Below are 26,370 nucleotides of genomic sequence, written 5' to 3' on the forward strand. Positions count from 1 at the left end.
CTCAGGTCTCGAAGAGGCCGGTTTGGTGGGCCAGCACGATCGCCTGTGCCCGGTCCCGCAGGTCCAGCTTCTGCAGCAGCCGGGTCACGTGGGTCTTGACCGTGGTGTCGCTGATGAACAGGGCGCGGCCGATCTCGGCGTTCGAGTAGCCGCGAGTGATCAGGCGGAAGACATCCATCTCGCGCTCGGTCAGGGTCTCGACCGCCTGTGGCGGTGCCTGGTGGACGCGGGTGAACTGCTTGATCACCCGGCGGGTGACGGCGGGGGAGAGCAGGGCGTCGCCGTGTGCCACTGTGCGCACGGCCGCGATCAGCTGTTCCGGCGGGTCGTCCTTGAGGACGAAGCCGCTGGCCCCGGCCTCGAGGGCGCGGTAGACGTACTCGTCGAGGTCGAACGTCGTCAGGATCAGGATGCGGCTCTCCGGGTCGGCGGCGAGGATCCGTCGGGTGGCCTCGAGCCCGTCGAGCTCGGGCATCCGGATGTCCATGAGGACGACGTCGGGATCGCAGCGAGCCGCCTCGGTGACGGCCTCGAGCCCGTCGCCGGCCTCGGCGACGACCTCGATGTCGGGCTCGTCCGCGAGCAGCAGCCGGAAGCCGGCCCGCACCATCGCCTGGTCGTCCACGACGAGGACCCGGATGCTCATGCGGACTCGTCCTCCAGCGGGAGCGACGCGCGGAGCACGAAACCGCCCGTGGTGGCCGCGAACGCGGACATGTCCCCGCCGTACGCCTTCACCCGCTCGCCGATGCCGATCAGCCCGTGACCGGACCCGCCGTTCTGCGCGAAGCCGCCGGGGCCGTCGTCGCGCACCTCGAGCCGGAGCTCGCCGGGCGCGTAGCCGACCGTGACGTCGGCCCGGCGTGCGCCGGAGTGCTTGAGCGCGTTGGTGAGCCCTTCCTGGACGATGCGGTAGGCCGAGAGGTCCAGCGAGGGCGGCAGGGTGACCGGCCGCCCGTCGGTGTGGACCCGCACGTCGAGTCCCGCGGAGCGCACGGTCCCGGCGAGGGCCTCCAGGTCGCCCAGGCCCGGATGCGGGGTGAGCTCGAGATCCTCGTCGCCGGCCCGCAGCGCCCCCAGCAGCCGCCGCATCTCCGCCAGGGCGGACCGACCGGCCCGCTCGACGTTCTGCAGCGCCCGGGCCTCCTCGGAGCCGGACGGGAGCCGGTGGCGGACCGCTCCGACCTGGAGCACCATCACGCTCATCGCGTGGGCAACGACGTCGTGGAGCTCTCGGGCCATCCGCGCACGCTCCTCGGCCACGGCGACCCGGGCGGCGTTCTCGCGCGCGAGCTCAGCCAGCCGTGCGCGTTCCTCCGCGGCCGCCGCCTGCTGGTTGCGCTCCCGCAGGGCGAAGCCAGCGAGCCAGGCGACGGCGAACAGCACGGGGGTGAAGACGAGGTCGCCCGAGCTGTGCGTCGGGTCGTTGTAGACCACCGCGGCCGACCCGACCAGCACCAGCACCAGGCCGAGGCGGGCGAGCTGTCCTCGGCGCTCGGATCCCAGCAGGAACGCGGAGAACATCCCGGTCAGGAACACGCCCGGCTGGGAGGAGATCAGCTCCCCGTCGAGGAAGCTGAGCGCCGGCGCGAAGACCCAGACCGACGCCGGGGCCAGGAAGGGGAGCTGCCGGCGGGCCAGCAGGGCCAGCACGACGAGACCGATCGCGGCCACCTCGAACCAGAGCTGAGCGCCGTCCGGCTTCTCGGCGTCCGACCTCGCCGCTGTGCCGAACGCGCTGGCCACCGCGACGAGCACGATGAGGACGTCGACGCCGTAGGCCGCGAGGAACCGCAAGGCTCGGTCCATGCGGTCAAGGTACGTCAGCCGGTGGGTGCGGGGCGTCGTCCGAAAGTAGGAGTCCGAGTCGGCCCGCGCACCGCTGAGGGCGGGCTCACGCGATGAGGACCCACCGGCCGGGTTCGACCTGTCGGAAGGCGGGGTGTCGCGGGCCGAGCAGGGGTGGCGCGGTGGAGCGGTGGCGGTGGCCGGTGGGGGTGGTCAGGTCGACGGTGTGCCTGCCCTGCCCGGCGGGGTCGGGGCGCGGCTGCTGGCGCCAGCCGGGTGCCTGCTTGGCGTAGTTGCAGGACCCGCAGAGACCCTGGCCACCGTCGGCGGTGGTGTCACCCTCCTCGGAGACCGGAACGACGTGGTCGGCGTGGCGGATGGGCGCACCGCACCAGGGGTGGCGGCACCACTGGTCGCGGTAGCGCAGGAAGGTGGCGAGCTGGTGGGGGAACCGACGCTGGCGGGAGTCCATCGCGACCAGCTCACCGGACTCGGGGTGGCGGTAGAGGCGGCGCACCCAGGTCCGGGTGCCGGCCTCGACCGCGTGCAGGACCAGGGATCGGGCCAGGTCGGCGGGGACGGGGCCGTGGTCGACCAGTGCCGTGTCGTCGTGGGCGCCGGCGAGCAGCGCACGATCCGTCATCACCAGGCCCACCGAGACCGGGACCACCGGACGGCCGTCGACAGCCGGAGCGCCGGTGGCGCGGGTGACGAGGGTGTCGGCCATGACCTGGTGGCGCCCGCGGGGATCGCCGGCGGCGCGGAGCCGGTCGGCCTCGGCGGTGAGGGCGGCGTACACCGCGACTCCCTGGGCGACCGGCAGGAGGGCGGTGAGGTGGACCATCGTGTCGGGTGCCGGCCGGATCGTGACGCGGCGCTCTGCCTCGGCGCGGCGCCGGCGTTCGGCGACCGCGGCCGGGTCGAGGCGGGCGACCAGCTTGCGGACCTCGGCGAAGGCGGTGCGGTCGGAGCAGCCGCTGAACCCCACGGGGTCACCGGCGACCGCACGGTCGACGGCCAGGCGGTCCTCGAGGGACAGGCGCGCGGTCTCGCGAGCCAGGGTGGTGACCCGCCACTCGGTGACCAGCCCCCGACGGAACGCCTCCATCGCGTGCGGCAGCTCGTGGGCGACCTTGGCGAGGGACAGGTGCTGGCGACCACGGTGCGGTGACTCACGACGAGCCAGCGCGATCTGCTCCGCGACCCCACGACCCTGCTGGGCGGCGGCCACCCCGGCCGCCTGCTGCCGCGCGCGCTCCGCGACGTCGAACGCCGCCGCAAGCCGGGTCTGCCGCGCCTGCGCAGCGCACACCAGCTCCTCGAGCGCGCGGATCTCGTCGATCTGCTCGGCGCCGCCGTCAGGGAGGGCCGTCCCGGCGAGCGCGTCCGTCCACGCCTGCACCGGCAGGGTGCCGAGCGTTGCGACGGAATCGATCATGTGTTCGAGTCTACCTCGATGGCTGGACACACGCAATGGGTCGTCCACACGAACGGTGAATGCGACGAGGTCCGCGCGTCCGCGCCGCTGGCACACTGCGGGCATGTCGTCGACGCGCGCCTTCCACGGCGGCAGCCTGATCACGGTGCGAGAGCTCTGAGCAGCGCCGGCGGCGGACCCACGCGCGCTCGGGTCCTCGCAGCAGACTCAGACGGGACAGTCATTCCTCGACGTCCTGCGGCTCGGTCACGGCCCCGGCTTGCCGGCCTCGGCGTAGGAGCGCACGACCGACACGTTCAGCGGGAAGTCGACCGTCAGGTCCCGGAACAACAGGCCCGCGGCGTTCGTGGCCGCCTCGCGAGCCTGTTCGACGACGGCCTCGGCGAGGTCGGCGGGCGTGTGCACGACGACCTCGTCGTGAAGGAAGAAGACCAGGTGCGGCCGGGTGGTGAGCGGGCCGGTGCCGCGCAGTCGCCACAGCCGGTTGCGCAGGTCGGCGATCCAGCACAGCGCCCACTCGGCGCCGGTGCCTTGCACGACGAAGTTGCGGGTGAAGCGGCCGTACGCGCGGCGCTGGCGGTCCAGCACTGCTTGTCGGTCGGCACTCACTTGACTGCCTTCGGGGTCGTGGTCCCAGGCGTCGGTCAGGCCCGGGGACCCGCGGCCCAGCAGGGTGCGCACCACCTGGCCCCGCTCGCCGGCGCGGGCGGCCTCCTCCACGAGGCCGAAGGCGCGCGGGTAGCGCCGCGTCAGGCCGGCCACCATGCGACCGCTCTGGCCGCTGGTGGCGCCGTACATCGCTCCGAGCAGGCCGAGCTTGGCCTCGGAGCGGCTCGCGACCGCGCCGTCGTCGACCATGCCCTGGTAGAGGTCGGTGCCTCGGGCCGACCGCGCGAGAGCGGGGTCGCCGCTCATGCCGGCCAGCACGCGCGGCTCCAGCTGTGCGACGTCGGCGACGACCAGCGTCCAGCCGTCGTCGGCCACGGCCGCCGGGCGCACCTGGGCCGGGAACGACAGGGCGCCTCCGCCGTTGGACGACCACCGACCCGTGGCCGACCCCGCGGGTTGGTAGGAGGGCCGGAAGCGCCCGTCGCTGACCCACTGGTCGATCCAGGTCCACCCGTTGGTGGAGAAGAGGTGGGCCAGCTGCTTGTAGCGCAGCAGCGGCGCGGTGCGATGGTCGTCGAGCGCGCGCAGGGTCGAGGCTCGGGTGTCGGTCACCTCGAGCCCGGCCCGGCGCAGCGCGGCGAGCAGCTCGGGCCTCGAGTCGGGGTTGAGGCCCGGCGCCCCGAGCGCGGAGCGTACGTCGTCGGCCAGCGCCTCGAGCCTGACCGGCCTGGTGCCGCGTGGCGGCCTCGGCCCCAGCTGGTCGCTCAGCAGCCGCTCGTGCACGTCGACGCGCCAGGGCACCCCGGCGTACGTCATCTCGGCGGCGGCGAGGGCCCCGGCGGACTCGGCGGCGAGCAGCAACGAGAGTCGCGCCTTCTCCGGTGACGCCGCGACCGCGGCGAGCTGTCGTGCGTCCTCGAGATCGGCGCGCAGGTGCTCGCTGACGTCGTCGGCGGCGAAGAGCACCGGATCCGACGGAGTGCTGGGGCCCAGCACGTCCCAGTGCTCCGACTGCTCCCCGACCAGCAGCGAGGTGTCCACAGCCGGCGCCCGCAGGAGCAACCGGTGCCCCAGCCGCAGGTCGTGGCAGCGTTCGACCCGCACCCCGGCCGCGAGCAGCGGCGGGTACCAGCGAGCGGTGTCGTCCCAGACCCAGCGCTGCCCGTCCGGGTCGTCCGCCTCGCGAGCGCGCACGAACGCCGGCAGGTCGGACAGCGCGATCTCGTGCTCGCTCCCGTCGCCCACGACCAGCGCACGCTCACCCGGCAGCCGTGAGAGCGAGATGCGAGCCACGCGGCACACACTGGCACCCCGCGCCGACATCACTGCAGCCGCCTGTCGCTGAGCACTCGGCTGCCTGCGCCGAGGCAGGATGACGCGCATGCCGTTGCCGACTCCCACGCTGCACAGTGCTCGCCTGCGACTGCGTCCCTTCACAAGCGCGGACGCGGACCCGCTCTTCGCGATGCACAGCAATGCCCACGTGCTGCGCTACTGGGACGCGCCGCCCTGGAGCGACCGTTCGCGCGCCGACCGCTTCATCGCGGCCTGCCGGCAGATGGCAGAGGACGGCAGCGGGGCGCGGCTGGCCCTGGAGCGTGCTTCCGACGGGGCGTTCCTCGGCTGGTGCGCCCTGAGCCGATGGAACCCGGACTACCGCAGCGCCGCGATCGGCTACGTCCTCGACGAGGCAGCCTGGGGCCAGGGCTACGCGACCGAGGCCGCCCGTGCCGTGCTGCAGTGGGCGTTCGACTCACTCGACCTGAATCGAGTCCAGGCCGAGACCGACACGCGCAACGTGGCATCCGCCCGCGTCCTGGAGAAGCTCGGATTCGTGCGGGAAGGGACGTTGCGGGAGGACTGCGTCGTGAACGGCGACGTGTCGGACTCGTGGGTCTACGGACTGCTCAGGCGGGAGTGGCGGCCGTCCTCCGAGCCCGAACCGCTCCGGGTGCCCTAGGTTTCAGCGATGCAGTCGGTAGTCATGATCGGGCTGGTCGACGCGCGAGGTTGGATCCTGCTCCAGGAGCGCGACGAGCACGCACCGGTCGAGCCCGACAAGTGGTGCCTGGTCGGCGGAGGGGTTGAAGAGGGCGAATCGCCAGAGGCCGCTGCCTGTCGAGAGCTCGAAGAGGAGACCGGGATCGTCTGCGACGACCTCGTCTGGTTGGGTCAGCACGACCTGCCCTGCGCATTCCACGGGCGGGACCTGGTGGACCTCTTCACCGCGCGCACCTCATTGACGGACGAAGCCGTCGTCTGCGGTGAGGGACGGCAGATCGTCTTCGTGGAGCCCGGCACCACCTCGGTTCTCGATCTCACTGACACGACCCGAGCCCTGCTTCCGCTGGTGCTCGACGACGAAGCCCCTTCGCGTGCCTGACGACGTGGATGCGACCGATCGTGCTTGGAGCTGAGGGCGCTCGGTCAGCTGCCGAGGAGTGCGCAGACGTCGACGGTTCCGCCACTGTGCGAGACGACGGTCAACGTTCCGTCAGCGCTCACGGTGCTCACGACCGGACCTGTGTACAGGGTCGTCGCGGGTCCACCGGAGTCAGTGTCGAACAAGAACACGAGCGTTCGTCCCGTCGAGGTGAGGGTGAGGGAGCCGTCGGGGTTCTCTGCCACCTTGAAGGCGCCCGCACCATGGAACGGGATCTTCGCTCCCGTCGTCTCGTTGTCCAGGATGCTTGTCCCGCTGCCCGCCGCCACGACCGCCCGGGGACCAGCCTGGACCGGATTGCCGTGACTGGACAGCGGCGTGAGACCGACGTCGAACCCGGGGCAGGACGGGAACACGAAGTCGGCGGCGTTCGCCGGCACTGCCGCCCCTCCGGCGACCGCGAGGACAACCACTCCGGCTGTCGTTCCTGCTCGTCGAATCCCGCGTGAGAGTGACATGTCGGCTCCTCATCGGCTCAGATCTCCGGCCGTCGAAAGCCCGAGAAGCAGCCGGTGCCACCCATGACGGCTTTCCCCCCGCCATTAGACCGCGTTCCTGCGGCGATCGACAGGGCAGCGATCCGATCCACCCGCGCCGTACGGCCAACGCTCGCCTCGCGTTCAGTGCAGCGGCCCGAGGATAGGCGGCACGCCCACCGAGGTCGCGTGATCGGATGGCCGGGCGGGCGGCCGGGGGCTGCGGCGCCGGCCGGGCCAGTGCTCGAAGTCCGGCTCCCAGCTCGCCGGGTCGTCGGTCAGACCGACCAGCCAGGTCAGCGAGCACTCGAGGGCGCGGGCGATCTCGGGGAGCTTCCCGACGTCGAGCCCGGCCCCGTGCTCGAGGCTGGAGAGCGCCTTGTTGGTGGTGACGACGCCGATCCGCCGCAGCCTGCTCACCACCTCCTTCTGGGTCAGCCCGAGCTCGCGGCGACGCAGCCGCAGCCGCTCGCTGACCACCAGGTGGCGGTGTGCTCCGAGCTCGTCGTAGGACTGGAGCCTGCGGCTCACCTCAGCCGTCATCGCTCGCTCCTGTCATGTCGGCCCCGGTCATGTCCGCCAGGGGGTGGAGGGTGTACCTCGCGAAGTTGAAGACCGGCGCCATCGCCAGCAGCCTCTCGAGCTCCTCGTGCGAGTCGACGTCGTAGATCCACGCGCCTCCGTGCGCCCCCACGATGTGGTAGCGCATCAGCACCTTCCCCTCCTGCTCGAGCCGCCGGCCGTACTCGGGCATCCGGGCGATGGCCCGGACCATCGCATCCGACAGGAGGGCCTGCTCCAGCTGCCACAGGGCGAGGAACTTCATCTCAGCAGATCCGCGGGAGCTGCTCGCCGATCGGCAGGTCCACGACCCGGGAGGCCCCGAAGCCGGTGCGGGCCGACACCATGCCCGGGTGGCTCTCGACGCACTCGCCGATGATGGTCGCGCCTGCCCCGGCGGGGTGGTCCCGCATCGCCGCGAGCACCTCGTCGGCCCGCGCCCGGGGGACGAATGCGAGCAGCTTGCCCTCGTTGGCCACCTGGAGCGGGTCGAGGCCGAGGAAGGCGCAGGCGTTGGCGACCACCTCGGGGATGGGGAGGCTCCGCTCGTCGAGGCTGATGCCCACCCCGGAGGCGCGGGCGATCTCGTTGAGCGAGGTCGCCACCCCGCCCCGGGTCGGGTCGCGCAGGACGTGCAGGTCGCGAGTGACCGCGAGCATCGTCGCGACCAGGTCGCCCAGCGGCTGGCAGTCGCTCACCACCTCGGTGCCGAACTCGAGCCCCTCGCGCACGCTCATCACGGCGATGCCGTGCATCCCGATGTCACCGCTGACGATGACCACGTCACCCGGCTCGGCGCGGTCCGGCCTGATGTCCACGCCGGCCGGGACCATCCCGATCCCGGCGGTGTTGACGTAGACCCCGTCCCCGTGGCCGGACTCCACCACCTTGGTGTCGCCGGTGACGATGCGGACGCCCGCCCGGGCCGCCGCCTCGCCCATCCGCTGGGCGACGGCGCCGATCCGCGTGACGTCGGTGCCCTCCTCGAGGATGAACGCCGCGGAGAGGAAGAGCGCCCGCGCCCCGCTCATCGCGAGGTCGTTGACCGTGCCGTTGACCGCCAGGTCGCCGATGCTCCCGCCGGGGAAGAACAGCGGCCGGACGACGAAGGAGTCCGTCGAGAACGCCAGGCGGGACCCGGCCACGTCGAGCACGGCCGAGTCGGCGAGCTGCGCCAGCGAGGCGTCGGCGAAGCTCGGCAGGAAGACGTGCTCCACCAGCTCGCCGGACATGGCCCCACCGCCGCCGTGCCCCATCACGATGGTGGGGCTGTCGCGCAGGGGGAGCGGGCAGGTCCAGCCCTCGAAGCTGGGTGCCGACCCGGTGAGGGTGAGTGGCTCAGCCAACGGAGCTCACCTCCCGGGCGTCGCCCGAGGTGGGCACCTGCATCCTCCGGTAGAGATAGTAGGCGGCGCAGGCCCCCTCGCTGGAAACCATGGTCGCGCCGAGCGGGTTCCGCGGGGTGCACAGCGTGCCGAACGCCGAGCACTCGTGCGGCTTGATCAGGCCCTGCAGCACCTCGCCGCTGCGGCACACCGAGGACTCCTGGGTGTGGATGTCGCCCACCCGGAAGCGTTCCTCGGCGTCGTACTCGCGGTAGCGCTCGGAGAGCCGCCAGCCGCTCTGCGGGATCATCCCGATGCCGCGCCAGGAGCGGTCGACAACCTCGAAGACGTCCTCCAGCATCCGGATCGCGACCGGGTTCCCCTCCGGGGACACGGCGCGGGGGTAGGCGTTCTCGACCTCGTGCCGGCCCTCCTCGAGCTGGTGGACGGTACGCCGGATTCCCTCCAGGATGTCGAGCGGCTCGAAGCCGGTGACCACGATGGGGACGCCGAACCGCTCGGCGAGCGCGGGGTACTCGCCCATCCCCATGACCGTGCAGACGTGCCCGGCGGCGAGGAAGGCCTGCACCCGGCAGACCGGGGAGGTCATGATCGCCTCGATCGCCGGGGGGACCCGGACGTGGCTGACCAGCAGGCTGAAGTTGTCCACTCCCAGCTTCTTGGCCTGGTAGACCGTCATCGCGTTCGGCGGGGCGGTGGTCTCGAACCCGATGCCGAAGAAGACCACCTGCCGGTCGGGGTTCTCGCGGGCGAGCGTGAGCGCGTCGAGCGGGGAGTAGACGACCCGGACGTCGCCGCCGGCGCTCTTGACGCGGAAGAGGTCCTTCTCGCTGCCGGGGACCCGCAGCATGTCGCCGAAGGAGCAGAAGATCACCTCTGGCCGCGCCGCGATCTCGAGCGCCTTGTCGATGACCTCGAGCGGGGTGACGCAGACCGGGCAGCCGGGCCCGTGGATCAGCTCGATGCCGTCGGGCAGCAGCTGGTCGAGGCCGTGCCGGATGATCGAGTGCGTCTGGCCGCCGCAGACCTCCATCATCGCCCACGGCTTCGTGACGGTGGCCCTGATGTCGTCGAGCAGGCGCTCGGCCAGCGCGGGGTCCTGGAACTCGTCGAGGTACTTCACAGCGCTCCTCCTTCTCGATCGGCCCCCGCTTCTCGATCGGCCTGTGCCGCGTCGGGCCGGGGGAGGCCGGCCTGCTCCGCCGCGCGCCCCCAGTGGTCCCCGAACTCCGCGTCGAGCTCGCCCATCTGCCGGAAGATCTCGAGCGTCTCGAGCGCCGACTGCTCGTCGAGGCGCTGGAGCGCGAAGCCGACGTGAACGATGGTGTACTCGCCCACCTGGAGGTCGGGGACGTACTCCAGGCAGACCTCCTTGGTGACCCCGCCGAAGTCGACCTGCGCGACGCGGGTCCCGTCGCGCTCGGTGATCTCCAGGACCTGTCCCGGGACCGCTAGGCACATGGCTGCTCCTGTTCCGGTGGCGTCGTACGCCGCCTGTCGGGCGTGGGGGTGCGGTGGGCGAGCACCGCGATCTGGCCGAGGGCGAGGCCGGCGTCGCTCGCCGGGACGCGCTGGTGCCGGAGGACCTCGAAGCCCTGCTCGCCCAGGGTCCGGGCACAGTGCCCGGTGAGCCAGGCGTTGAGGAAGACCCCGCCGCTGAGCGTCGCCCGGGCGAGCCCGGTCTCCTCGCGCAGCCGGCAGAGCACCGTCACCACCAGGTCGACCACGGACAGCTGGAAGCGGGCGGCGACGACGGCCGCCGGGACGCCGGCGAGCACGTCGGCGACGACCTCGGCGACCACCGGACCCGGGTCGACGGCGTCTCCGTCGTGGCCGAAGCGGTAGCCGCCTCGCGGGTCGGCCGTACGCGCGAGCGACTCGAGCTCCATGGCGGCCTGCGCGTCGTACCCGACCCGGTGCCGGATGCCGGCGATCGAGGCGACGGCGTCGAAGAGCCGCCCCATGCTGGACGTCGGCACGCAGCGGAGCCCCGTGTCGAGCTGACGCCCGAGCAGCGCCAGCTCGTCGTCGCCGCAGGCCGCGACGCAGGGAAGGCGGTCGTCCCACGCCACGCCGGCGCTGCGCAGGTGGGAGAGCGCCATCCGGCACGGGTTGCGGACCCCGGCGTCGCCGCCCGGCAGTGGCACGTAGCCGAGGTGGGTGGCCCGGGAGTACGCCGCGTAGTCGGCGACGAGGAACTCCCCGCCCCACGCCGCGCCGTCGTCGCCGTAGCCGGTGCCGTCGAAGGCGACGCCGAGCACCCGTACGTCGGTGGGCACGCCGTGCTCGGCCATGGTCGAGGCCACGTGGGCGTGGTGATGCTGGACCTCGTGCACGACCCGGTCACCCGCCTGGTCGCGGGCCCACCGCCGGGACCGGTACGCCGGGTGGCGGTCGGCCGCGAGCGCCACCGGAGCCACGCCGGTGAGCATCTCGAGGTGCGCCACGGCCCCGGTGAACGCGTCGAGCGTGGCGAGGTCGTCCATGTCACCGACGTGGCCGGACAGCCAGGCCAACCGCCCCTCGGCGAGGCAGAAGGTGTTCTTCAGGTCGCCGCCGACCGCAAGCGCGGGCGTCACCTCGAACGGCAGGTCGAGCGGCAGCGGGGCGTGGCCGCGGGAGCGGCGGACCGGGGACTCGAGGCCGCCGACCACCCGGCTCACCGAGTCGTCGCAGGGCACGTGGATCCTGCGGTCGTGCCCCAGCCAGGCGTCGGCGAGGGAGGCCAGCCGCTGCCGGGCCACCTCGTCGTCGGTCACGATCGGCTCGCCGGACAGGTTGCCGCTGGTCATCACCAGTGCCGCCGGGCCGGGCGGATCCCCGGGCAGGCCGAGCAGCAGGTGGTGCAGCGGGGTGTAGGGGAGCATCACCCCGAGGTCGGCGCTGCCGGGAGCCACCCCGGCCGCGACCGCGGCACCCGGCCGCCGCGCCGCGAGCAAGATCGGGCGGGCCCGGCTCGTCAGCAGGCGGCTCTCCTCGACGTCGAGGTCCACCACCTCCCGGGCTTCCTCGAGGGTGCGGACCATGATCGCGAACGCCTTGTCCCCGCGCTGCTTGCGCTTGCGCAGCGTGGCCACCGCCGACTCGCTGGTGGCGTCGCAGACGAGGTGGTGGCCGCCGATGCCCTTGACCGCGACGACCGCCCCCGCCGAGACCAGGCTGCGCGCCTCGGCCAGCGCCGCGTCGCCGTACGTCGTGCCGCGCCCGGGTCGGGCGAGGGACAGTCGCGGCCCGCAGTCGGGACAGCACACCGTCTGGGCGTGGAAGCGGCGGTCGCCCGGGTCGGCGTACTCGCGGGCGCAGGCGGCGCACATCGCGAAGCCGGCCATGGTCGTGGCCGGCCGGTCGTAGGGGAGTGCCGTGGTGATAGTGAAGCGCGGTCCGCAGTTCGTGCAGGTGACGAACGGGTGCCGGTGGCGACGGTTCCCGGGGTCGAGCAGGTCGTCGAGGCAGTCGTCGCAGATCGTGACGTCGGGGGAGACGAAGGTCCGCCCCCGTGCGTGCTCGGAGTCCCTGATCGTGAAGGAGGTCCCGCCGGTGGCGGGCAGGTCGGTGGCCGAGACGTCCGTGACGACCGCCAGCGGCGGCGCTTCCGCCCCGACCCGGTCGCAGAACGCGTCGACGTCGGCGTCGCGGCCCTCGACCTCCGCCACCACGCCGTCGGCGGTGTTCCAGACCGCGCCGGCCAGGTCGAGGGAGCGGGCGAGTGCGTAGACGTGGGGGCGGAAGCCCACGCCCTGGACGACGCCGCGCACGCGCACCCGCCGCCTCAGGCGAGGCGTGAGTCGGCTCGGGCCCGTCATCGGCACTCGCATCCCCGGTGCGCGGCTGTCGGGTGGTCCGGTGGGCGGGAACCCTCCCCGTTCGGGTCCGCCGGGCCGACGAGGCAGTCGTTGCTGGTAGGTCGGCAGGAACTCTGGCTGTCCAGCAATCTACGACTCGCGGACTCGGGGGTCCAGAGTCGTCTGACGCCCGTACCCGATCTGCGACAGGGGCGTGAATCGCGGCCGCCGGGCGCCCGCGCCACCACGCCGTCGGCGATGTGACTGGCTCGTAACCGGCCACTCGTGACAGGTTGCCAGTTGGAGGTCGCAGCGGCGGCCTCCCGACGGGCCGCTCCGACGGAGGTTATTGATGGCGTTCACACGTCTCGCGATCGTGAACCGCGGGGAGGCCGCGATGCGGCTGATCCACGCAGTCAGGGAGATCAACGCGTCGGGCGGGGGGCCCATCCAGACGGTCGCCCTGCACACCGAGGGCGAGAGCCACGCGATGTTCGTGCGCGAGTCCGACGTGTCGTACGACCTCGGCCCGGCCTCCGCACGCCCGTACATCGACCTGGCCGTCCTCGAGCGCGCGCTGGTCGAGACCGGCGCGGACGCGGTGTGGCCCGGATGGGGCTTCGTGGCGGAGGACCCGGCGTTCGTGGACCTGTGCGACCGGCTCGGGGTGACCTTCATCGGCCCGAGCGCGGAGGCGATGCGCAAGCTCGGCGACAAGATCGGCTCGAAGCTGATCGCCGAGGAGGTCGGCGTGCCCGTGGCCCCGTGGAGCCGGGGCCCCGTCGACACGCTGGAGGACGCCCTGGTGGCGGCCAAGGAGATCGGCTACCCGCTGATGCTGAAGGCCACCGCCGGCGGCGGCGGCCGCGGCATCCGCATGGTGGCGTCGGCCGCCGAGCTCGAGGACGCCTACCAGCGGACCCGGGACGAGGCCGCCCGGGCGTTCGGCAACGGCACCGTGTTCCTGGAGCGCCTGGTCACCGGGGCCCGTCACGTCGAGGTGCAGCTGATCGCCGACGCTCACGGCACCGCCTGGGCGATCGGGGTGCGCGACTGCTCCATCCAGCGCCGCAACCAGAAGGTCATCGAGGAGTCGGCCTCGCCGCTGCTCTCCCGCGAGCAGACCGACGAGCTGAAGGCTGCGGCGGAGCGCCTGGCGCTCGCCGTCGGGTACGTCGGCGCGGGCACCGTGGAGTTCCTCTACCACCCCGGCGAGCGGACCTTCGCCTTCCTCGAGGTCAACACCCGGCTGCAGGTCGAGCACTCGATCACCGAGGCCACCACCGACGTCGACCTGGTCAAGGCGCAGATCCACGTCGCCGGTGGCGGCCGCCTCGAGGGCGAGCGACCGGTGGAGCGGGGGCACGCCATCGAGGCGCGCCTGAACGCCGAGGACCCCGACCGCGACTTCGCGCCGGCCCCGGGCCACATCGCCCGCCTCGAGCTGCCGGCCGGCCCGGGCATCCGCGTGGACACCGGCGTCGCCGAGGGCGACACGATCCCGTCCGACTTCGACTCGATGATCGCGAAGATCATCGCCTACGCGCCCACCCGCGCGGAGGCGCTCGCGCGGCTGCGGCGCGCCATGACCGGGACGACGGTCGTGATCGAGGGCGGCACGTCCAACAAGAGCTTCGTGCTCGAGCTTCTCGACCAGCCCGAGGTGGTCGACGGAGTCCCTGCGTGGGCCGACACCAGCTGGATCGACCGGGTCCGGGCCGAGGGCCGGCTCGTGGCCCAGCGGCATGCCGGGGTCGCCGTGGTCGCGGCCGCGATCGAGGCGTACGCCGACGAGCTCCAGATCGAGGTGGCCCGCCTGCTGGAGACCGCGCACGGCGGTCGCCCGCAGGCCCAGCACCAGGCGGGTCGTCCGGTGGAGCTCAAGCTCCGCGGCACGACGTACCACGTCTCGACGGTCAACACCGGCCCGTCGCACTACCGCGTCACCGTCGCCTCCGGCGGTGCCGAGCAGACGGTCGACGTCGAGCTCGACCGGATCGACGACTACCACCGCCGGCTGGTCGTCGGCGGGCGGCGTCACCACGTCGTCACCGCCACGCACGGCCCCAGCACACTGGTCGAGGTCGACGGCGTCGCCCACCGGGTCAGCCGGGACGAGGGCGGCGTGCTGCGCTCGCCCGCCCCCGCGCTGGTGGTCGCCACCCCCGCCGCGGTCGGCGAGGAGGTCGAGGCAGGTGCCCCGGTCCTGGTGCTGGAGTCCATGAAGATGGAGACGGTGCTGCAGGCGCCGTTCGCGGCCCGGGTCAAGGAGCTGCTGGTGATCACCGGCAGCCAGGTGGAGACCGGCGCCGCGCTGGTCCGCCTCGAGCCCCTCGGGGACGGCAGCGAGGAGGTCGCGGTCGAGGTGGCCGGACCCGCGCTGGACCTGCCGGAGCCGGAGACCGGGCGTTCGCCCGCCGAGCGCGCGGCGCGGGCCCGGGAGGCGCTGAGCGCGGTCGTCCTCGGCTACGACGTGCCGCCGCAGGACCAGAACGGCCCGCTGGCCGAGTACCTCGCCGCGCGCACGGAGCTCACCGCCGAGGGCGTGTCGGCGGTCGCCGACGAGATGACGCTGCTGGGAACGTTCGCCGACCTCGCCGAGCTGAGCCGCAACCGGCCCGCCGACGAGGAGAGGCACACCGAGCTGCGGGTGCACAGCTCCCGCGAGCACTTCCACACCTACCTGCAGAGCCTCGACGTGGAGCGCGGCGGCCTGCCCGAGCAGTTCCGCGACCGGCTGCTGCGCGTGCTGCACCACTACGGGGTCGAGGGTCTCGACCGGACCCCGGCCATGGAGGAGGCGGTCTTCCGGATCTTCCTGGCCCAGCAGCGCTCCGCCCCCGAGGTGGCCCTCGCGTCCGCGGTGCTCGGGACCTGGATCGACGAGCCGCCGCCGACCGGTGAGCTCGCCGTACGGGCAAGGCAGCTGCTGGAGCGGCTCGGTCGCGCCACCCAGCTGCGCTACCCGGTGGTCGGCGACCTCGCCCGCAGCGTGCGGTTCCGCTGGTTCGACCAGCCGTCGGTCGACGCCGAGCGCGCCGACGTCCTCGCTGGCGTCCGCGACGAGCTCGCCGCACTGGTGGCCAACGGTGGCCTGACCGACCGTGCCGACCGGATCGAGGCGCTCGCGGCCATCCCGGAGCAGATCGTCCGGTTCCTGGCCGAGCGGCTCGAGGACGGCGTGCCGGCCCGGGAGCCGATGCTCGAGGTGCTCGCCCGACGCCACTACCGGGAGTTCGACCTCCACGACCTGCAGACCATCGAGAGCGCCGACCGGCCCTTCGTGGTCGCCGACTACACGCTGGACGGTCGCCCGACCCGCCTGGTGTCGTCGATCGGCACCGTCACCGAGCTGGCCGACCCTGCCGGCGGGCTGGCCACCGCGGTCGCCACGCACCTCGCCGGGCGACGCGAGGGCGACGAGGCCGTGGTGGACCTCTATCTGCACTGGCCGGAGGCTCCCGAGTCGGCGGACGCCGCGAGCGAGCACCTGCGGCCGCTGGTCGAGGCGCTGCCCTTCGCCCGCGACGTACGCCGGGTCTCGGTCGCCGTGTGCGCCGGAGGAGCCCGGCCGGTCGGCTACTACGCCTTCCGGCCCGCCGCCGAGGGCGGCGTCGCCGAGGACGACCTCACCCGTGGCGTGCACCCGATGGTCGGTCGGCGGCTGAACCTGTGGCGGCTCCGCAACTTCGACGTGACCCGCATCGAGGCGCCCGAGGACGTGCTGCTCTACGAGTGCGTCGCCCACGAGAACCCCGCCGACCGTCGTCTGGTGGCGCTGGCCCAGGTGCGCCAGCTCGCCATCGTGCGTGACGACGAGGGCAGGGTCACCGGCCTGCCGCACGCCGAGCGAGCCGTGGAGAACTGCCTCGAGGCGATCCGGCGGGCCCGGGTGGCACGCGGGGCGGCGGGCGCCAAGCTCGACATGAACCACGTCTGGGTGCACGTGTGGCCCGTGGTCGAGATCGACGAGGGCGGCCTGACCGCGCTGGGCAACAAGATCCGCCCGCTCACCGACGGCGCCGGCATCGAGGAGGTGCTGGCACAGGGCCGTGTCGCCGTCGCGGGCGGCGCGCCGGTCCCCGTCGCGGTGCGCTTCGGTGCCCAGCCCGGGGCGGGGGTGGTCTCCTCGGTCGAGGAGCCGCCGACGGAGCTGCTGCGCCCGCTCGACGACTACGCGGGCAAGGTCGTCCGTGCCCGCCGTCGCGGGCTGGTCTACCCCTACGAGCTCGAGTCGGTGCTGACCGGCCCGAGCGGCACCCTGGTCGAGCACGACCTCGACGACACCGGCCGGCTGGTCCCGGTCGACCGGCCGCACGGCCTGAACAAGGCCGGCATCCTGACTGCGGTCGTCACCACCCCGACCCCGCTGCACCCCGAGGGCGTCACCCGGGTGGTGCTCTGCGGCGACCCGACCAAGTCGCTGGGCTCGGTCTCCGAGCCGGAGTGCCTGCGCGTCATCGCGGCCCTCGACCTGGCCGAGGAGATGCGGGTCCCGGTCGAGTGGTTCGCGCTGTCGGCCGGAGCCCGGATCTCGATGGACTCGGGCACCGAGAACATGGACTGGGTCGCGGCCGCCCTGCGCCGGATCGTGGAGTTCACCCAGGCCGGGGGCGAGATCAACGTGGTCGTCGCCGGCATCAACGTCGGCGCCCAGCCCTACTGGAACGCCGAGGCGACGATGCTCATGCACACCAAGGGCATCCTCGTGATGACGCCGGACAGCGCCATGGTCCTCACCGGCAAGCAGTCGTTGGACTTCTCCGGCGGTGTGTCGGCGGAGGACAACTACGGCATCGGTGGCTACGACCGGGTGATGGGTCCCAACGGACAGGCGCAGTACTGGGCGCCGAACCTCGCGGGTGCCTTCGAGATCCTGCTGTCGCACTACGAGCACACCTACGTGGTGCCGGGGGAGCAGGGTCCGCGGCGCGCCCCGACGACGGACACGACGGACCGCGACGTCTCGTCGTACCCGCACGAGGCCGAGGGCAGCGACTTCCGCACGGTCGGCGAGATCTTCTCCTCGGTGACCAACCCGGACCGCAAGAAGGCCTTCGACATCCGCACCGTGATGCGGGCGCTGGCCGACCAGGACCACCCGACGCTCGAGCGCTGGGCCGGCATGGCCGACGCCGACACCGCCGTGGTCCAGGACGCCCACCTGGGCGGCTACCCGGTCTGCCTGCTGGGCATCGAGTCGCGGCCCGTGCGGCGGCGCGGCTTCCCGCCCACCGACGGCCCGGACACCTACACGGCCGGCACGCTGTTCCCGCGGTCGTCGAAGAAGGCGGCGCGCGCCATCAACGCCGCCAGCGGCAACCGCCCGCTGGTCGTGCTGGCCAACCTGTCCGGCTTCGACGGGTCGCCCGACTCCATGCGAAACCTCCAGCTCGAGTACGGCGCCGAGATCGGCCGCGCGATCGTCAACTTCGAGGGGCCGATCGTCTTCTGCGTCATCTCGCGCTACCACGGCGGCGCGTTCGTCGTGTTCTCCAAGGCGCTGAACCCGAACATGACGGTGCTGGCGCTGGAGGGGTCGTTCGCCTCCGTCATCGGCGGGGCCCCGGCGGCGGCCGTCGTGTTCACGGGCGAGGTCGAGAAGCGGACCGCGGCGAGCCCCGCGGTGCGTGACCTGGAGGCGCGGATCGGCGAGGCGACCGGCTCGGAGCGCAGCAGGCTGGTCGTCGAGCAGGCCGAGGTGCGGGCCGCCATCCGGGCGGAGAAGATCAGCGAGGTGGCCGCGGAGTTCGACGGGATCCACAACATCCACCGGGCGGTGGAGGTCGGATCGGTCGACGCGGTCATCCCGGCCTCGAGGCTGCGCCCCGAGATCATCCGCGTCATCGAGGACCACGCCCGGTCCGGCGGGGTCACCCACCTGGGGTGATGCGCCGGGCCGGTGCGTGGCGGAATGTTCGGTCCCAGGAGGACCGAGCATGGGAGACGATCTGAGCCGCGCGAAGTCGACGACGGGGGAGGCACCGCCCGCCCCCGCCGCCCCGGCTGCGCCTGATCCAGTCGAGCTGCTGCGCAGCAAGAGCTACGTCGCCCTGCTCGTCCTGGGAGCCCTGGTCGGCATCCCGGTCGCCGCGGTCGCGTACTTCTTCCTGGCCTTCGTGGCCAAGGTGCAGACCCTCGCCTTCACCGACCTGCCCCAGGACCTCGGCCTGGGCTCGCCGCTGTGGTGGCCGGTGTTGCCACTGGCGCTCAGCGGCCTGCTGGTCGGCCTGACGCTGCACTACCTTCCCGGCACCGGGGGCCACCGCCCGGCCGAGGGGTTCAAGGCGGGGGGACCGGTCGAGCCCCGGGACCTGCCGGCCGTCGTGCTGGCCGCCCTGGCCACCCTGTGCCTGGGCGCCGTGCTCGGGCCCGAGGCGCCACTGATCGCCCTGGGCAGCGGGCTGGGCGTGCTGGCGGTGCTCCTGGTCAAGAAGGACGCGCCTCAGCAGGCCGTCGGGGTGATCGCCGCGGCCGGCAGCTTCGCCGCGATCGCGACGCTCATGGGCTCCCCGCTCACCGGTGCCTTCCTGCTCATGGAGGCGGCCGGCCTGGCCGGGCCGATGATGGGCGTCGTGCTGGTCCCGGGCCTGCTCGCCGCGGGCATCGGCGCCCTGATCTTCATCGGCCTCGACAGCTGGACCGGTCTGGGCACCTTCTCGCTGACGATCCCGAATCTCCCTGCCTCCACGGCGCCGACGGTCGCGGAGCTCGCCTGGGCGGTGGCGATCGGCGTCGTGGCCGCGATCCTGGGTCGGCTCGTCACGACCGGTGCGCTGTGGCTTCAGCCGCTGGTCGAGCGGCGCCAGGTGCTCCTCACCCCGGTGGTCGGGGTGCTGGTGGCGCTGGCGGCGATCCTGTTCGAGGCGGTGACCGACAAGGACGCGTCGTTCGTCCTGTTCTCCGGGCAGGAAGCGCTGCCTGACCTGGTTCACCAGTCGTCGAGCTGGTCCGCGGGCGCGCTGGTCCTGCTGCTGGCGTGCAAGGGCGTGGCCTACAGCCTCTCCCTGAGCTGTTTCCGCGGCGGCCCGGTCTTCCCCGGCATGTTCCTCGGTGGGGCCTTGGGCCTCCTGGCCGCGCAGCTGCCCGGGCTCTCGACGATCGGCGGGGTGGGGATCGGGATCGGTGCGTTCTCGGTCGCCATGCTGAGGCTGCCGCTGGTGTCGGTGCTGCTGCCCTCCCTGCTGCTGCTCAGTGACGCAGCGAGCCTGATGCCGCTGATCATCGTCGGCGTGGTGACGTCGTACGTCGTGTCGGCGCGGCTCACGCCCAGGCCGTCGACGGCAGACGGGGCGGCCGCGCCATGATCTTGTCCATCCTGGCCACGCTCGCCACCGTGCTCGTCGTCGCCGCGGTCGTGGGCGTCGTCGTCGCACTGCTCACCGACGACCGCGACCCCAGCGTGCTGCTGGCCTGGCTGTTCGTCATCGTGCTCATCCCGGTCCTCGGCGTCGTCGCCTACTTCTTCGTCGGCCGCAACCAGCGCAAGGAGACCCACCAGCGCGGCCAGCAGCGCTCGCGGCTGCACCAGATGGACCAGCGCGACCTCGCGCCGGTCCTCGCGGCCAGCCGAGACTTCTCGAAGGCCGCGGTGGCCGCGCTGGACGGGACCCCGGGTCAGCGCGTCGAGTCAGCGGGCCACCGTGAGGGCGGGTCGGTGCCGGTGCCGGCGGACAGCGTGCGGCTGTACTTCGCGGGGGCCGACAAGTTCCGTGACCTGCTCGCCGACCTGCGGGGCGCCCGCGAGCGGATCGACCTGATGTACCTCATCTGGGAGAAGGACGAGCTCACGGCCGAGGTGACCGGCATCCTCCTGGACCGGATCCACGCCGGCGTCCGGGTGCACATCCTCTTCGACTGGCTGAGCTCGCTGCCGTACAAGAAGGACGAGCTGGAGCAGCTCGCGCGGGCGGGCGCCGTGGTTGCGCCCTGCTACAAGCGGCCGCGGCAGCTGAACTACCGCAACCACATGAAGATGGCCTTCGTCGACAACGCGGTCGTCTACTCCGGCGGCATGAACATGGGGCAGGAGTACATCGACGGCGGCAAGCGCTTCGAGACCTGGCGCGACACGCACTTCCGGATGACCGGGCCGGTGGTGGCGGTCTACCTGCGGCTGTTCGCCGACACCTGGCTCCTCAACGGCCGCGAGGAGGACGTCTTCCCCGCGGGCGGTGAGCTCCTGGTGGACCATCCCGTGGACGAGGGGGTGCCGGTGCAGGTGCTGCACTCGAGCGTGTCCACGGCGTTCCCGACGATCCGGGACGTCTTCGTCGTCGCGCTCACCAACGCCCGGGACCGGGTCTGGATCCAGTCGCCGTACTTCATCCCGGACGAGCCGCTGCTGACGGCCATGTGCGTCGCGGCCTCGAGCGGGGTGGACGTCCGGTTCATGATGACCGGCCACCCGGACAAGAAGGTGCCGTTCAACGCGGCGCACGCCTACTTCGGGACGATCCTGCGGGCGGGCGTGCGGGTCTTCACCTACGACGCCGGCTTCCTGCACTCCAAGACGGTGACCATGGACGAGCACCTGGCGATCATCGGCACCTGCAACTGGGACATCCGCAGCCTGATCCTGCACGACGAGGTCGTCTCGGTGTTCTACGACCAGGGCGTCGCGCGGACCTGCGGCGAGCAGTACGAGCGCGACCTCGCCCACTGCTCCGAGGTCACGCTCGCCGACCTGGCCGCCCTGAGCAGGTGGGCGACGCTGCGCAACTCGCTGTGCCGGCTGTTCTCCCGGCTGCTGTAGGGCTCCGCAGCCCGGCTCAGCCCTCGCCGGTGGCCGCCGCCGGCAGGGTCAGCGCCATGGTGGTGCCACCCGTCGCGTGGTTGTCGCTCGCGGTGATGCTGCCGCCGTGGCGCTCGACGATGCGCTTGACGATCGACAGGCCCAGGCCGGTGCCCCGGTAGCCCTCGGCGTGCGCGCGGTGGAACGTGTCGAAGACGCGCGCGTGCTGGTCGGCCGGGATGCCGATGCCGTTGTCGCGGATCTCCAGCACGACCAGGTCGTCGTCGCGGTGTGCGGACACCTCGATCTCGGGCCGGACGCCGGGGGCGACGTACTTGACGGAGTTGCCGAGCAGGTTGTCGACGACCTGGCGCAGCAGCACGGGCTCGGCCAGCACCGGAGGGAGCGGTCCGACCGTGATCACCGGCGACTGCCCGCCCTTGACCCGGCTCGCCTCGGCGCGGCCCCGGGCGACGTCCTCCACCATCGCGGTCAGGTCGACCGGGACCGGGTTGATCTTGAGGTCGCGCGCGGTCGTGTAGGCCAGGAGGTCGTTGATGAGGTCGCGCATCCGGCGGGCGGCGCGCTGGATGCGGTCGAGGTGGTGCGCCTGCAGGTCCGGGTCGGGCGGCTCCGGGGCCGCGATCTCGTCGGCCAACGCCTCGGACCAACCCTCGACGGTGGTCAGCGGGTTGAGCAGGTCGTGGGCCACGACGCCCGCGAACGACGCCAGCTCGTCGCGCTCGCGCCGGTCGGCGGTGACGTCGTGGAAGACGACGACGGCCGACGGCGGGTCGGTGTCGGGCAACGGGGTGGCGCTGACCTCGAGCAGGCGGCCGTCGGGGATCGCCGGGTTGCGCACGAACAGGTCCACGTCGACGACGCGCTCGCCGGCCAGGGCCCGCGCCACCGGCATCTCGGTGGGCGCCACCGACGTGCCGTCGGGGCGCAGCAGGCCGTAGGCCGAGGGCGGGATGGACTCGAGACTGTCCCCGGGCAGGTCGCCCACCAGCAGCGAGGCCGCCGGGTTGCGCAGCACCACCTGGCCGGCCGCGTCGACCACCGTGACGCCGTCGGCCATGGAGTCGAGGATGGCCCGCACCAGCGTCGCCTGGCTGGTCGCCTGGCGCTCCGAGTGGGTGAGGCGGGCGGTGAGGGCGGTGGTCTCGAGCCGGCCGACGGCCAGGGCCAGGGTCAGCAGGGCGGCGAGCCCGAGATAGGTCTGGACGACGAGGGCGCGCTGGTCACCCTCGGCGATCCCGGAGAAGGGGCCGAGCCCGTGGAGAGTGAGGGCGACCACGGCCGCACCGACCAGGACCGTGTGCGAGGCGGCGACAGCAGGGCGGAACCTGCTGCCCGCCCAGACGCTCGTGGCGAGCAGCAGGAACGGCACCGGCAGGTCGCGGTTGACCGCGAAGACCAGCCAGCAGGTCGCCGCGGTGACGAGCGCGAGGGCCGCGAGCTCGGCGGTGCGCGCGAGGGGAGGACGCGTGCGGGCGCTGTCGGGCCCACCATCGGCTCCGAGGTTCAGCAACCAGTGCCACGCCATCAGCCCGAGCGGGAGGATGACGACGATGCCCACGGCGTTGCGGACCACCCACGAACCGAGGACCAGCTCGTCGGAGCGCGTCAGCGACAGTGCCGAGGCCGGCCCGAGGAGGGCAGAGGCCGACGAGGCGAGCGCCGCCGCTGCCAGCAGCCTTCCGACGTCGACGAACCGGGTGAGCCCGGTGCCGTCGGACGCCCGCGGCCCCCACAGCTGCGGGCACCAGCGCGTGAGGAGGGCGCCGAGCGTGAGCACCTGGACCAGCGCGGCGGCAGCCAGTCCGAGGGCGAGGTCGGTGCCGGCTCCGGTCGCGTCGTTGACGGCCCAGCTGGCCACGACCAGGGCGGCCGCGTCGACCGCCAGCCAGCGGGTCCATCCCGTGGTCGCGAACCACACGGCCGCCACCCCCGACGCCGGCCAGACCAGCGCGAGCGTGGTGTCGGGGACGACGGTGAGGCGCCCCAGGAGTCCGGTGAGGACGAAGAGTGTCGCGAACAGCGCCGACGTCCCGAGCCGACGGAGCACGGTCATCCCGATGACCTCCTGCCGGCGAGCGCCCGGCGTACGGCGTCGCGCAGGTCCTGCGGCTCGAACGGCTTGGCGAGGCGCTCGGCGCCGGTGGCGTCGATGCGCTGCAGGGTCTTCCCGGTCCACTGGACGGTGACGAAGACCGCCGGGAGGTCCGGGTCGGCCCCGCGCAGCGTCTCGAGCAGGTCGACGCCGTCGATGCCGGGCAGGGCGTAGTCGAGCACGACCAGGTCCGGTGCCTCGGCCGCGTCGGCTCGCAGGCCCTCCAGCGCCAGCTCCGAGCTGGGCACCGACACGATCTCGTGGTCGTCCTGTCGCAAGCAGTAGGCGATCCAGTCGCCGACGTCCTCGTCGTCCTCGACCACCATCACGCGGGCCACGTGCTCTCCTCCTCTGTGCGGGGCACCAGCCAACCACGCCGGAGGCCCGTCCGGGCGCGAAGCGCACCCGCGACACGGCCGCGCGTTCGCCGGGCGGGTGGATCAGCAGCCATCCCCGCTCGGGGCGCCGTGCGTGCGAAGCCAGTCCCGGTACGCCGCGACCGCGGTGGGCAGGGTGGGGAAGAGGTACTGCTCGCCGATCCGCTCGAGGATGCCGGTGGGGGCCAGTTCGTCGCGCAGGTCCATCTTCATGCGGACCAGCCCGAAGACGACGCCCCGCTCGCTGAGCTCGCGGCGCAGCGTCTCCAGGGCGTCCGCGGCGGTGATGTCGACCTCGACGACGGCCTCGGTGTTGAGGACGAACCACCTCACCGGGTCGGCGGACTCGGCGACGGCGGCCCGGGCCCGGCTGCGGAAGTTCTCGGCGTTGGCGAAGAACAGGGGTGAGTCGTAGCGGTAGATCATCAGCCCCGGCACGGGTTCGGCCCCGGCGTAGTCGGAGATGTCGTGCATGCCGGGCACACCCGGGACGAAGCCCTCGACGGCGTCGTGCGGTCGGGCCACCCGCCGCATCAGGTCGAAGACCGACAGCCCGACCGCGACCACGATCCCGTTGAGCACCCCCACCACGAGGACGGCAGCGGTCGTGGTCAGCGCGAGCAGGAGCTCGCTGCGACGGAAGTGGGCCAGCCGGCGGAACTCCGGGAGGTCGATCAGGCGGACGGCGGCGTACACGACCACCGCGCCGAGCGCGGCCGTCGGGAAGGCCTCCAGGACCGGTCGCAGCGCGAGCACGGCGATCACGGTCGCGGCCACGGTGACCAGCCCGGTGAGCTGGGTGCGTCCGCCTGCGGCGTCGCCGATGGCGGTGCGGCTGCCGCTGCTGCTCACCGGGAAGCCGTGCATCAGGCCGGCGCCCAGGTTGGCGGCCCCGAGCGCGAGGAGCTCGCGCCGGGGGTCGATCCGCTGCTCGCGCCGGTGGGCGAACGCGCGGCCGGTCAGGATGTTGTCGGTGTAGCCGACGAAGGCCACCCCGAGGGCAGCCGGCACCAGTGAGAGGACGTCGTGCACGGACACCTCGGGGAGGCCGGGCGTGGCGAGCCCCGCGGGGACCGAGCCGATCACCGCGACGCCACTGGCCTCGAGGTCGAACCACGCGACGACGGCCGACGCGGTGAGCATCCCGATCAGGGCCACCGGGGCCCGCGGTGCGAGAGCGGCGAGCACGAGCATCCCGGCCAGCGTCACCAGGCCCACCGCGAGGGTTGACGCGTCGGCGCGGTCGAGGTGACGCGCCACGTAGGCCAGCTCGGGGAGGAAGCCGTCGGCCTCGACGGTGATCCCGCTCAGGTTGCCGAGCTGGGAGACGATCATGATCGCCGCGATGCCGGTGAGGTAGCCGACCAGCACCGGCCGCGACAGCAGCTCCGAGACGAACGACAGGCCGCCGAGCCAGCTGACCGCGCACACGCCGGCCACCACGAGGGCCAGGGCAGCGGCGAACTCGCCGTACCGGTCGCCTGCGATGCCGGGCACCGATCCGAGGGCCGCGGCGGTCATCAGCGCTGTGGTCGACTCCGGCCCCACGGACAGCTGGGGGGACGAGCCCAGCAGGGCGTACGCCAGCAGGGATCCGACCGCCGCCGACAGGCCGACCGCCGCCGGGACACCCGCCACCTCGGCGTACGCCATCACCTGCGGGATCAGGTAGGCCGTGATGGTCACGCCGGCGAGCACGTCGCCGCGCAGCCAGGTCCGCCGGTAGCCCCGCAGCCAGGACAGCACCGGCGGGCGCAGGTCGGGACGCTCATGGGAGCTGCCCATCGCGCGCCTCCTGCCTCTGACCCCTTGGGTGCCGGGTGTCCACTGGAACCAGCCTCGGGAAACAGCATCGCGTCGGGCCAGGGAGGTGTCCACGTGTCCCCAGGCGGACCACTCGCACCCTCCGTCGCGGGCGCGCCGGGACGGGAGCCGACGTGGCTGTGGACCGCCGCCGCGGTGGCGGTGGCGGTGACCGCGTTCTCGGTGCGGCTGGCGATGGTGCTGCGCGGGAGCGGCCTCGACGGGAAGCTGGCCTACGACGACGGCGTCTACTACTCGGCGGCCGACGCCCTGGTGTGGGGGCGGCTGCCCTACCGGGACTTCATCCTGCTGCACCCGCCCGGCATCGTGCTGGCCCTGGCGCCGTTCGCAGTGCTCGGTCGGCTCACCCACGACGCGCTGGGCTTCGAGAGCGCGCGCATCGGGTGGATGCTCCTCGGCTCCGTGAACGCCGTGCTGGTGCTGGGGGTCGCACGCCGGCTGGGCCTGGTCGCCGCGCTGGCCGGGGGACTGTTCTACGCCGTGTGGCAGCCGGTCGCCGTGACCGAGACGACGACCCGGCTCGAGCCGCTGGTGAGCCTCGGCGTCCTGGTCGGGCTGCTGGTGCTGGCCAACCCGCTGGGTGAGCGCTCCCGCCGCGCGCAGGTCCTCGCCGGCTGCGCGCTGGGGCTCGCCCTGGTCGTCAAGATCTGGGCGGTGGTCCCGGTCCTGGTGGTGCTGCTCCTCTGCCGGTCGCGGCTCGGCACCCGGGCGACGCTCCGTGTGGCTGCCGCGGCCGGCGTGAGCGCGCAGCGGTGGTCGCGGTGCCGTTCTGGCTCGCAGCTCGCAGCGACATGTTCCGGATGGTCGTCCTCGACCAGCTGGGCCGGCCTCACCTCCGGGTGACCACCTCGCAGCGGCTGGCGGCATCCTCGGGTT

Annotated in this window: 20 protein-coding genes; 6 read left to right on the forward strand and 14 right to left on the reverse strand. The window is 73.0% G+C overall.

Going from position 1 to position 26,370, the window contains the following annotated elements; genetic code table 11:
- Position 1: 1 nt before the first annotated feature.
- The 4 genes from H0S67_RS08040 to H0S67_RS08055 all read right to left on the reverse strand — a co-directional run bounded on the left by H0S67_RS08040 (position 2) and on the right by H0S67_RS08055 (position 5,128).
- On the reverse strand, positions 2-646 hold the full coding sequence (locus H0S67_RS08040) for a response regulator (RefSeq protein ID WP_180936164.1): 645 nt from the start codon (positions 644-646) through the stop codon (positions 2-4).
- On the reverse strand, positions 643-1,809 hold the full coding sequence (locus tag H0S67_RS08045) for a sensor histidine kinase (protein WP_180936165.1): 1,167 nt from the start codon (positions 1,807-1,809) through the stop codon (positions 643-645). Before H0S67_RS08045 ends, H0S67_RS08040 begins: the two co-directional genes overlap by 4 nt.
- Positions 1,810-1,894: 85 nt before the next feature.
- Positions 1,895-3,226, reverse strand: a complete 1,332-nt coding sequence (locus H0S67_RS08050; protein ID WP_180936166.1) for an HNH endonuclease — start codon at positions 3,224-3,226, stop codon at positions 1,895-1,897.
- A gap of 246 nt (positions 3,227-3,472) precedes the next feature.
- Positions 3,473-5,128 (reverse strand): bifunctional 3'-5' exonuclease/DNA polymerase, encoded by a 1,656-nt coding sequence (locus H0S67_RS08055; protein WP_219635569.1) that lies wholly within the window; start codon positions 5,126-5,128, stop codon positions 3,473-3,475.
- A gap of 88 nt (positions 5,129-5,216) precedes the next feature.
- On the opposite strand from H0S67_RS08055, the gene H0S67_RS08060 reads away from it, so the two are divergent.
- Positions 5,217-5,795, forward strand: coding sequence for a GNAT family N-acetyltransferase (locus tag H0S67_RS08060; RefSeq protein ID WP_180936168.1), 579 nt, complete (start codon positions 5,217-5,219; stop codon positions 5,793-5,795).
- Positions 5,796-5,819: 24 nt separating this feature from the next.
- The gene (locus tag H0S67_RS08065) at positions 5,820-6,218 is read left to right on the forward strand and encodes an NUDIX domain-containing protein (protein ID WP_246355214.1); all 399 of its coding nucleotides are present in this window, start codon (positions 5,820-5,822) and stop codon (positions 6,216-6,218) included.
- 44 nt (positions 6,219-6,262) lie between these two features.
- Here the strand turns inward: H0S67_RS08065 and H0S67_RS08070 are convergent, their stop codons facing one another.
- From H0S67_RS08070 to hypF, 7 genes are all read right to left on the reverse strand, one after another.
- Entirely contained in the window at positions 6,263-6,736 is a 474-nt protein-coding gene (locus H0S67_RS08070) for a hypothetical protein (protein ID WP_180936170.1), read from the reverse strand.
- 162 nt (positions 6,737-6,898) lie between these two features.
- Positions 6,899-7,297, reverse strand: coding sequence for a helix-turn-helix domain-containing protein (locus H0S67_RS08075; protein ID WP_180936171.1), 399 nt, complete (start codon positions 7,295-7,297; stop codon positions 6,899-6,901).
- Positions 7,287-7,580, reverse strand: a complete 294-nt coding sequence (locus H0S67_RS08080) for a muconolactone Delta-isomerase family protein (protein WP_180936172.1) — start codon at positions 7,578-7,580, stop codon at positions 7,287-7,289. The genes H0S67_RS08075 and H0S67_RS08080 overlap by 11 nt, the downstream gene beginning before the upstream one ends.
- Position 7,581: 1 nt before the next feature.
- Complete coding sequence (hypE, locus tag H0S67_RS08085) at positions 7,582-8,661, reverse strand: hydrogenase expression/formation protein HypE (RefSeq protein ID WP_246355215.1); 1,080 nt, start codon at positions 8,659-8,661, stop codon at positions 7,582-7,584.
- Positions 8,654-9,784, reverse strand: coding sequence for a hydrogenase formation protein HypD (hypD, locus tag H0S67_RS08090; protein WP_180936173.1), 1,131 nt, complete (start codon positions 9,782-9,784; stop codon positions 8,654-8,656). The genes hypE and hypD overlap by 8 nt, the downstream gene beginning before the upstream one ends.
- Entirely contained in the window at positions 9,781-10,122 is a 342-nt protein-coding gene (locus tag H0S67_RS08095) for a HypC/HybG/HupF family hydrogenase formation chaperone (RefSeq protein WP_180936174.1), read from the reverse strand. The genes hypD and H0S67_RS08095 overlap by 4 nt, the downstream gene beginning before the upstream one ends.
- A complete protein-coding gene (gene hypF / locus H0S67_RS08100) occupies positions 10,113-12,416 on the reverse strand; it encodes a carbamoyltransferase HypF (protein WP_219635571.1) in 2,304 nt (767 codons plus the stop codon). The genes H0S67_RS08095 and hypF overlap by 10 nt, the downstream gene beginning before the upstream one ends.
- Before the next feature lie 379 nt (positions 12,417-12,795).
- On the opposite strand from hypF, the gene H0S67_RS08105 reads away from it, so the two are divergent.
- From H0S67_RS08105 to cls, 3 genes are read left to right on the forward strand one after another with little or no spacing between them, the layout of a single operon-like run.
- Entirely contained in the window at positions 12,796-18,333 is a 5,538-nt protein-coding gene (locus H0S67_RS08105) for an ATP-binding protein (RefSeq protein ID WP_180936176.1), read from the forward strand.
- Positions 18,334-18,382: 49 nt separating this feature from the next.
- The gene (locus H0S67_RS08110) at positions 18,383-19,750 is read left to right on the forward strand and encodes a chloride channel protein (protein WP_180936177.1); all 1,368 of its coding nucleotides are present in this window, start codon (positions 18,383-18,385) and stop codon (positions 19,748-19,750) included.
- The gene (cls, locus tag H0S67_RS08115; protein ID WP_180936178.1) at positions 19,747-21,198 is read left to right on the forward strand and encodes a cardiolipin synthase; all 1,452 of its coding nucleotides are present in this window, start codon (positions 19,747-19,749) and stop codon (positions 21,196-21,198) included. The genes H0S67_RS08110 and cls overlap by 4 nt, the downstream gene beginning before the upstream one ends.
- Positions 21,199-21,214: 16 nt before the next feature.
- Here the strand turns inward: cls and H0S67_RS08120 are convergent, their stop codons facing one another.
- The 3 genes from H0S67_RS08120 to H0S67_RS08130 all read right to left on the reverse strand — a co-directional run bounded on the left by H0S67_RS08120 (position 21,215) and on the right by H0S67_RS08130 (position 25,455).
- Entirely contained in the window at positions 21,215-23,254 is a 2,040-nt protein-coding gene (locus tag H0S67_RS08120; protein WP_180936179.1) for a sensor histidine kinase, read from the reverse strand.
- Entirely contained in the window at positions 23,251-23,631 is a 381-nt protein-coding gene (locus tag H0S67_RS08125; protein WP_180936180.1) for a response regulator, read from the reverse strand. Before H0S67_RS08125 ends, H0S67_RS08120 begins: the two co-directional genes overlap by 4 nt.
- 102 nt (positions 23,632-23,733) lie before the next feature.
- On the reverse strand, positions 23,734-25,455 hold the full coding sequence (locus tag H0S67_RS08130) for a SulP family inorganic anion transporter (protein ID WP_180936181.1): 1,722 nt from the start codon (positions 25,453-25,455) through the stop codon (positions 23,734-23,736).
- A gap of 93 nt (positions 25,456-25,548) precedes the next feature.
- Here H0S67_RS08130 and H0S67_RS08135 point away from each other — a divergent pair, with 93 nt between their 5' ends.
- Complete coding sequence (locus tag H0S67_RS08135; protein WP_180936182.1) at positions 25,549-26,337, forward strand: glycosyltransferase 87 family protein; 789 nt, start codon at positions 25,549-25,551, stop codon at positions 26,335-26,337.
- Positions 26,338-26,370: the final 33 nt, after the last annotated feature.

This window comes from Nocardioides ungokensis (assembly GCF_013466985.1).
In the GTDB taxonomy this organism is placed as follows: Bacteria; Actinomycetota; Actinomycetes; order Propionibacteriales; family Nocardioidaceae; genus Nocardioides; species Nocardioides ungokensis.

What these genes read in the sequence shown, in the direction of transcription:
- H0S67_RS08040 (WP_180936164.1), bottom strand. Translation starts at nt 646, where the DNA reads ATGAGCATCCGGGTCCTCGTCGTGGACGACCAGGCGATGGTGCGGGCC.
- H0S67_RS08045 (WP_180936165.1), bottom strand. Translation starts at nt 1,809, where the DNA reads ATGGACCGAGCCTTGCGGTTCCTCGCGGCCTACGGCGTCGACGTCCTC.
- H0S67_RS08050 (WP_180936166.1), bottom strand. Translation starts at nt 3,226, where the DNA reads ATGATCGATTCCGTCGCAACGCTCGGCACCCTGCCGGTGCAGGCGTGG.
- H0S67_RS08060 (WP_180936168.1), top strand. Translation starts at nt 5,217, where the DNA reads ATGCCGTTGCCGACTCCCACGCTGCACAGTGCTCGCCTGCGACTGCGT.
- H0S67_RS08065 (WP_246355214.1), top strand. Translation starts at nt 5,820, where the DNA reads ATGATCGGGCTGGTCGACGCGCGAGGTTGGATCCTGCTCCAGGAGCGC.
- H0S67_RS08070 (WP_180936170.1), bottom strand. Translation starts at nt 6,736, where the DNA reads ATGTCACTCTCACGCGGGATTCGACGAGCAGGAACGACAGCCGGAGTG.
- H0S67_RS08075 (WP_180936171.1), bottom strand. Translation starts at nt 7,297, where the DNA reads ATGACGGCTGAGGTGAGCCGCAGGCTCCAGTCCTACGACGAGCTCGGA.
- H0S67_RS08080 (WP_180936172.1), bottom strand. Translation starts at nt 7,580, where the DNA reads ATGAAGTTCCTCGCCCTGTGGCAGCTGGAGCAGGCCCTCCTGTCGGAT.
- H0S67_RS08095 (WP_180936174.1), bottom strand. Translation starts at nt 10,122, where the DNA reads ATGTGCCTAGCGGTCCCGGGACAGGTCCTGGAGATCACCGAGCGCGAC.
- H0S67_RS08105 (WP_180936176.1), top strand. Translation starts at nt 12,796, where the DNA reads ATGGCGTTCACACGTCTCGCGATCGTGAACCGCGGGGAGGCCGCGATG.
- H0S67_RS08110 (WP_180936177.1), top strand. Translation starts at nt 18,383, where the DNA reads ATGGGAGACGATCTGAGCCGCGCGAAGTCGACGACGGGGGAGGCACCG.
- cls (WP_180936178.1), top strand. Translation starts at nt 19,747, where the DNA reads ATGATCTTGTCCATCCTGGCCACGCTCGCCACCGTGCTCGTCGTCGCC.
- H0S67_RS08120 (WP_180936179.1), bottom strand. Translation starts at nt 23,254, where the DNA reads ATGACCGTGCTCCGTCGGCTCGGGACGTCGGCGCTGTTCGCGACACTC.
- H0S67_RS08130 (WP_180936181.1), bottom strand. Translation starts at nt 25,455, where the DNA reads ATGGGCAGCTCCCATGAGCGTCCCGACCTGCGCCCGCCGGTGCTGTCC.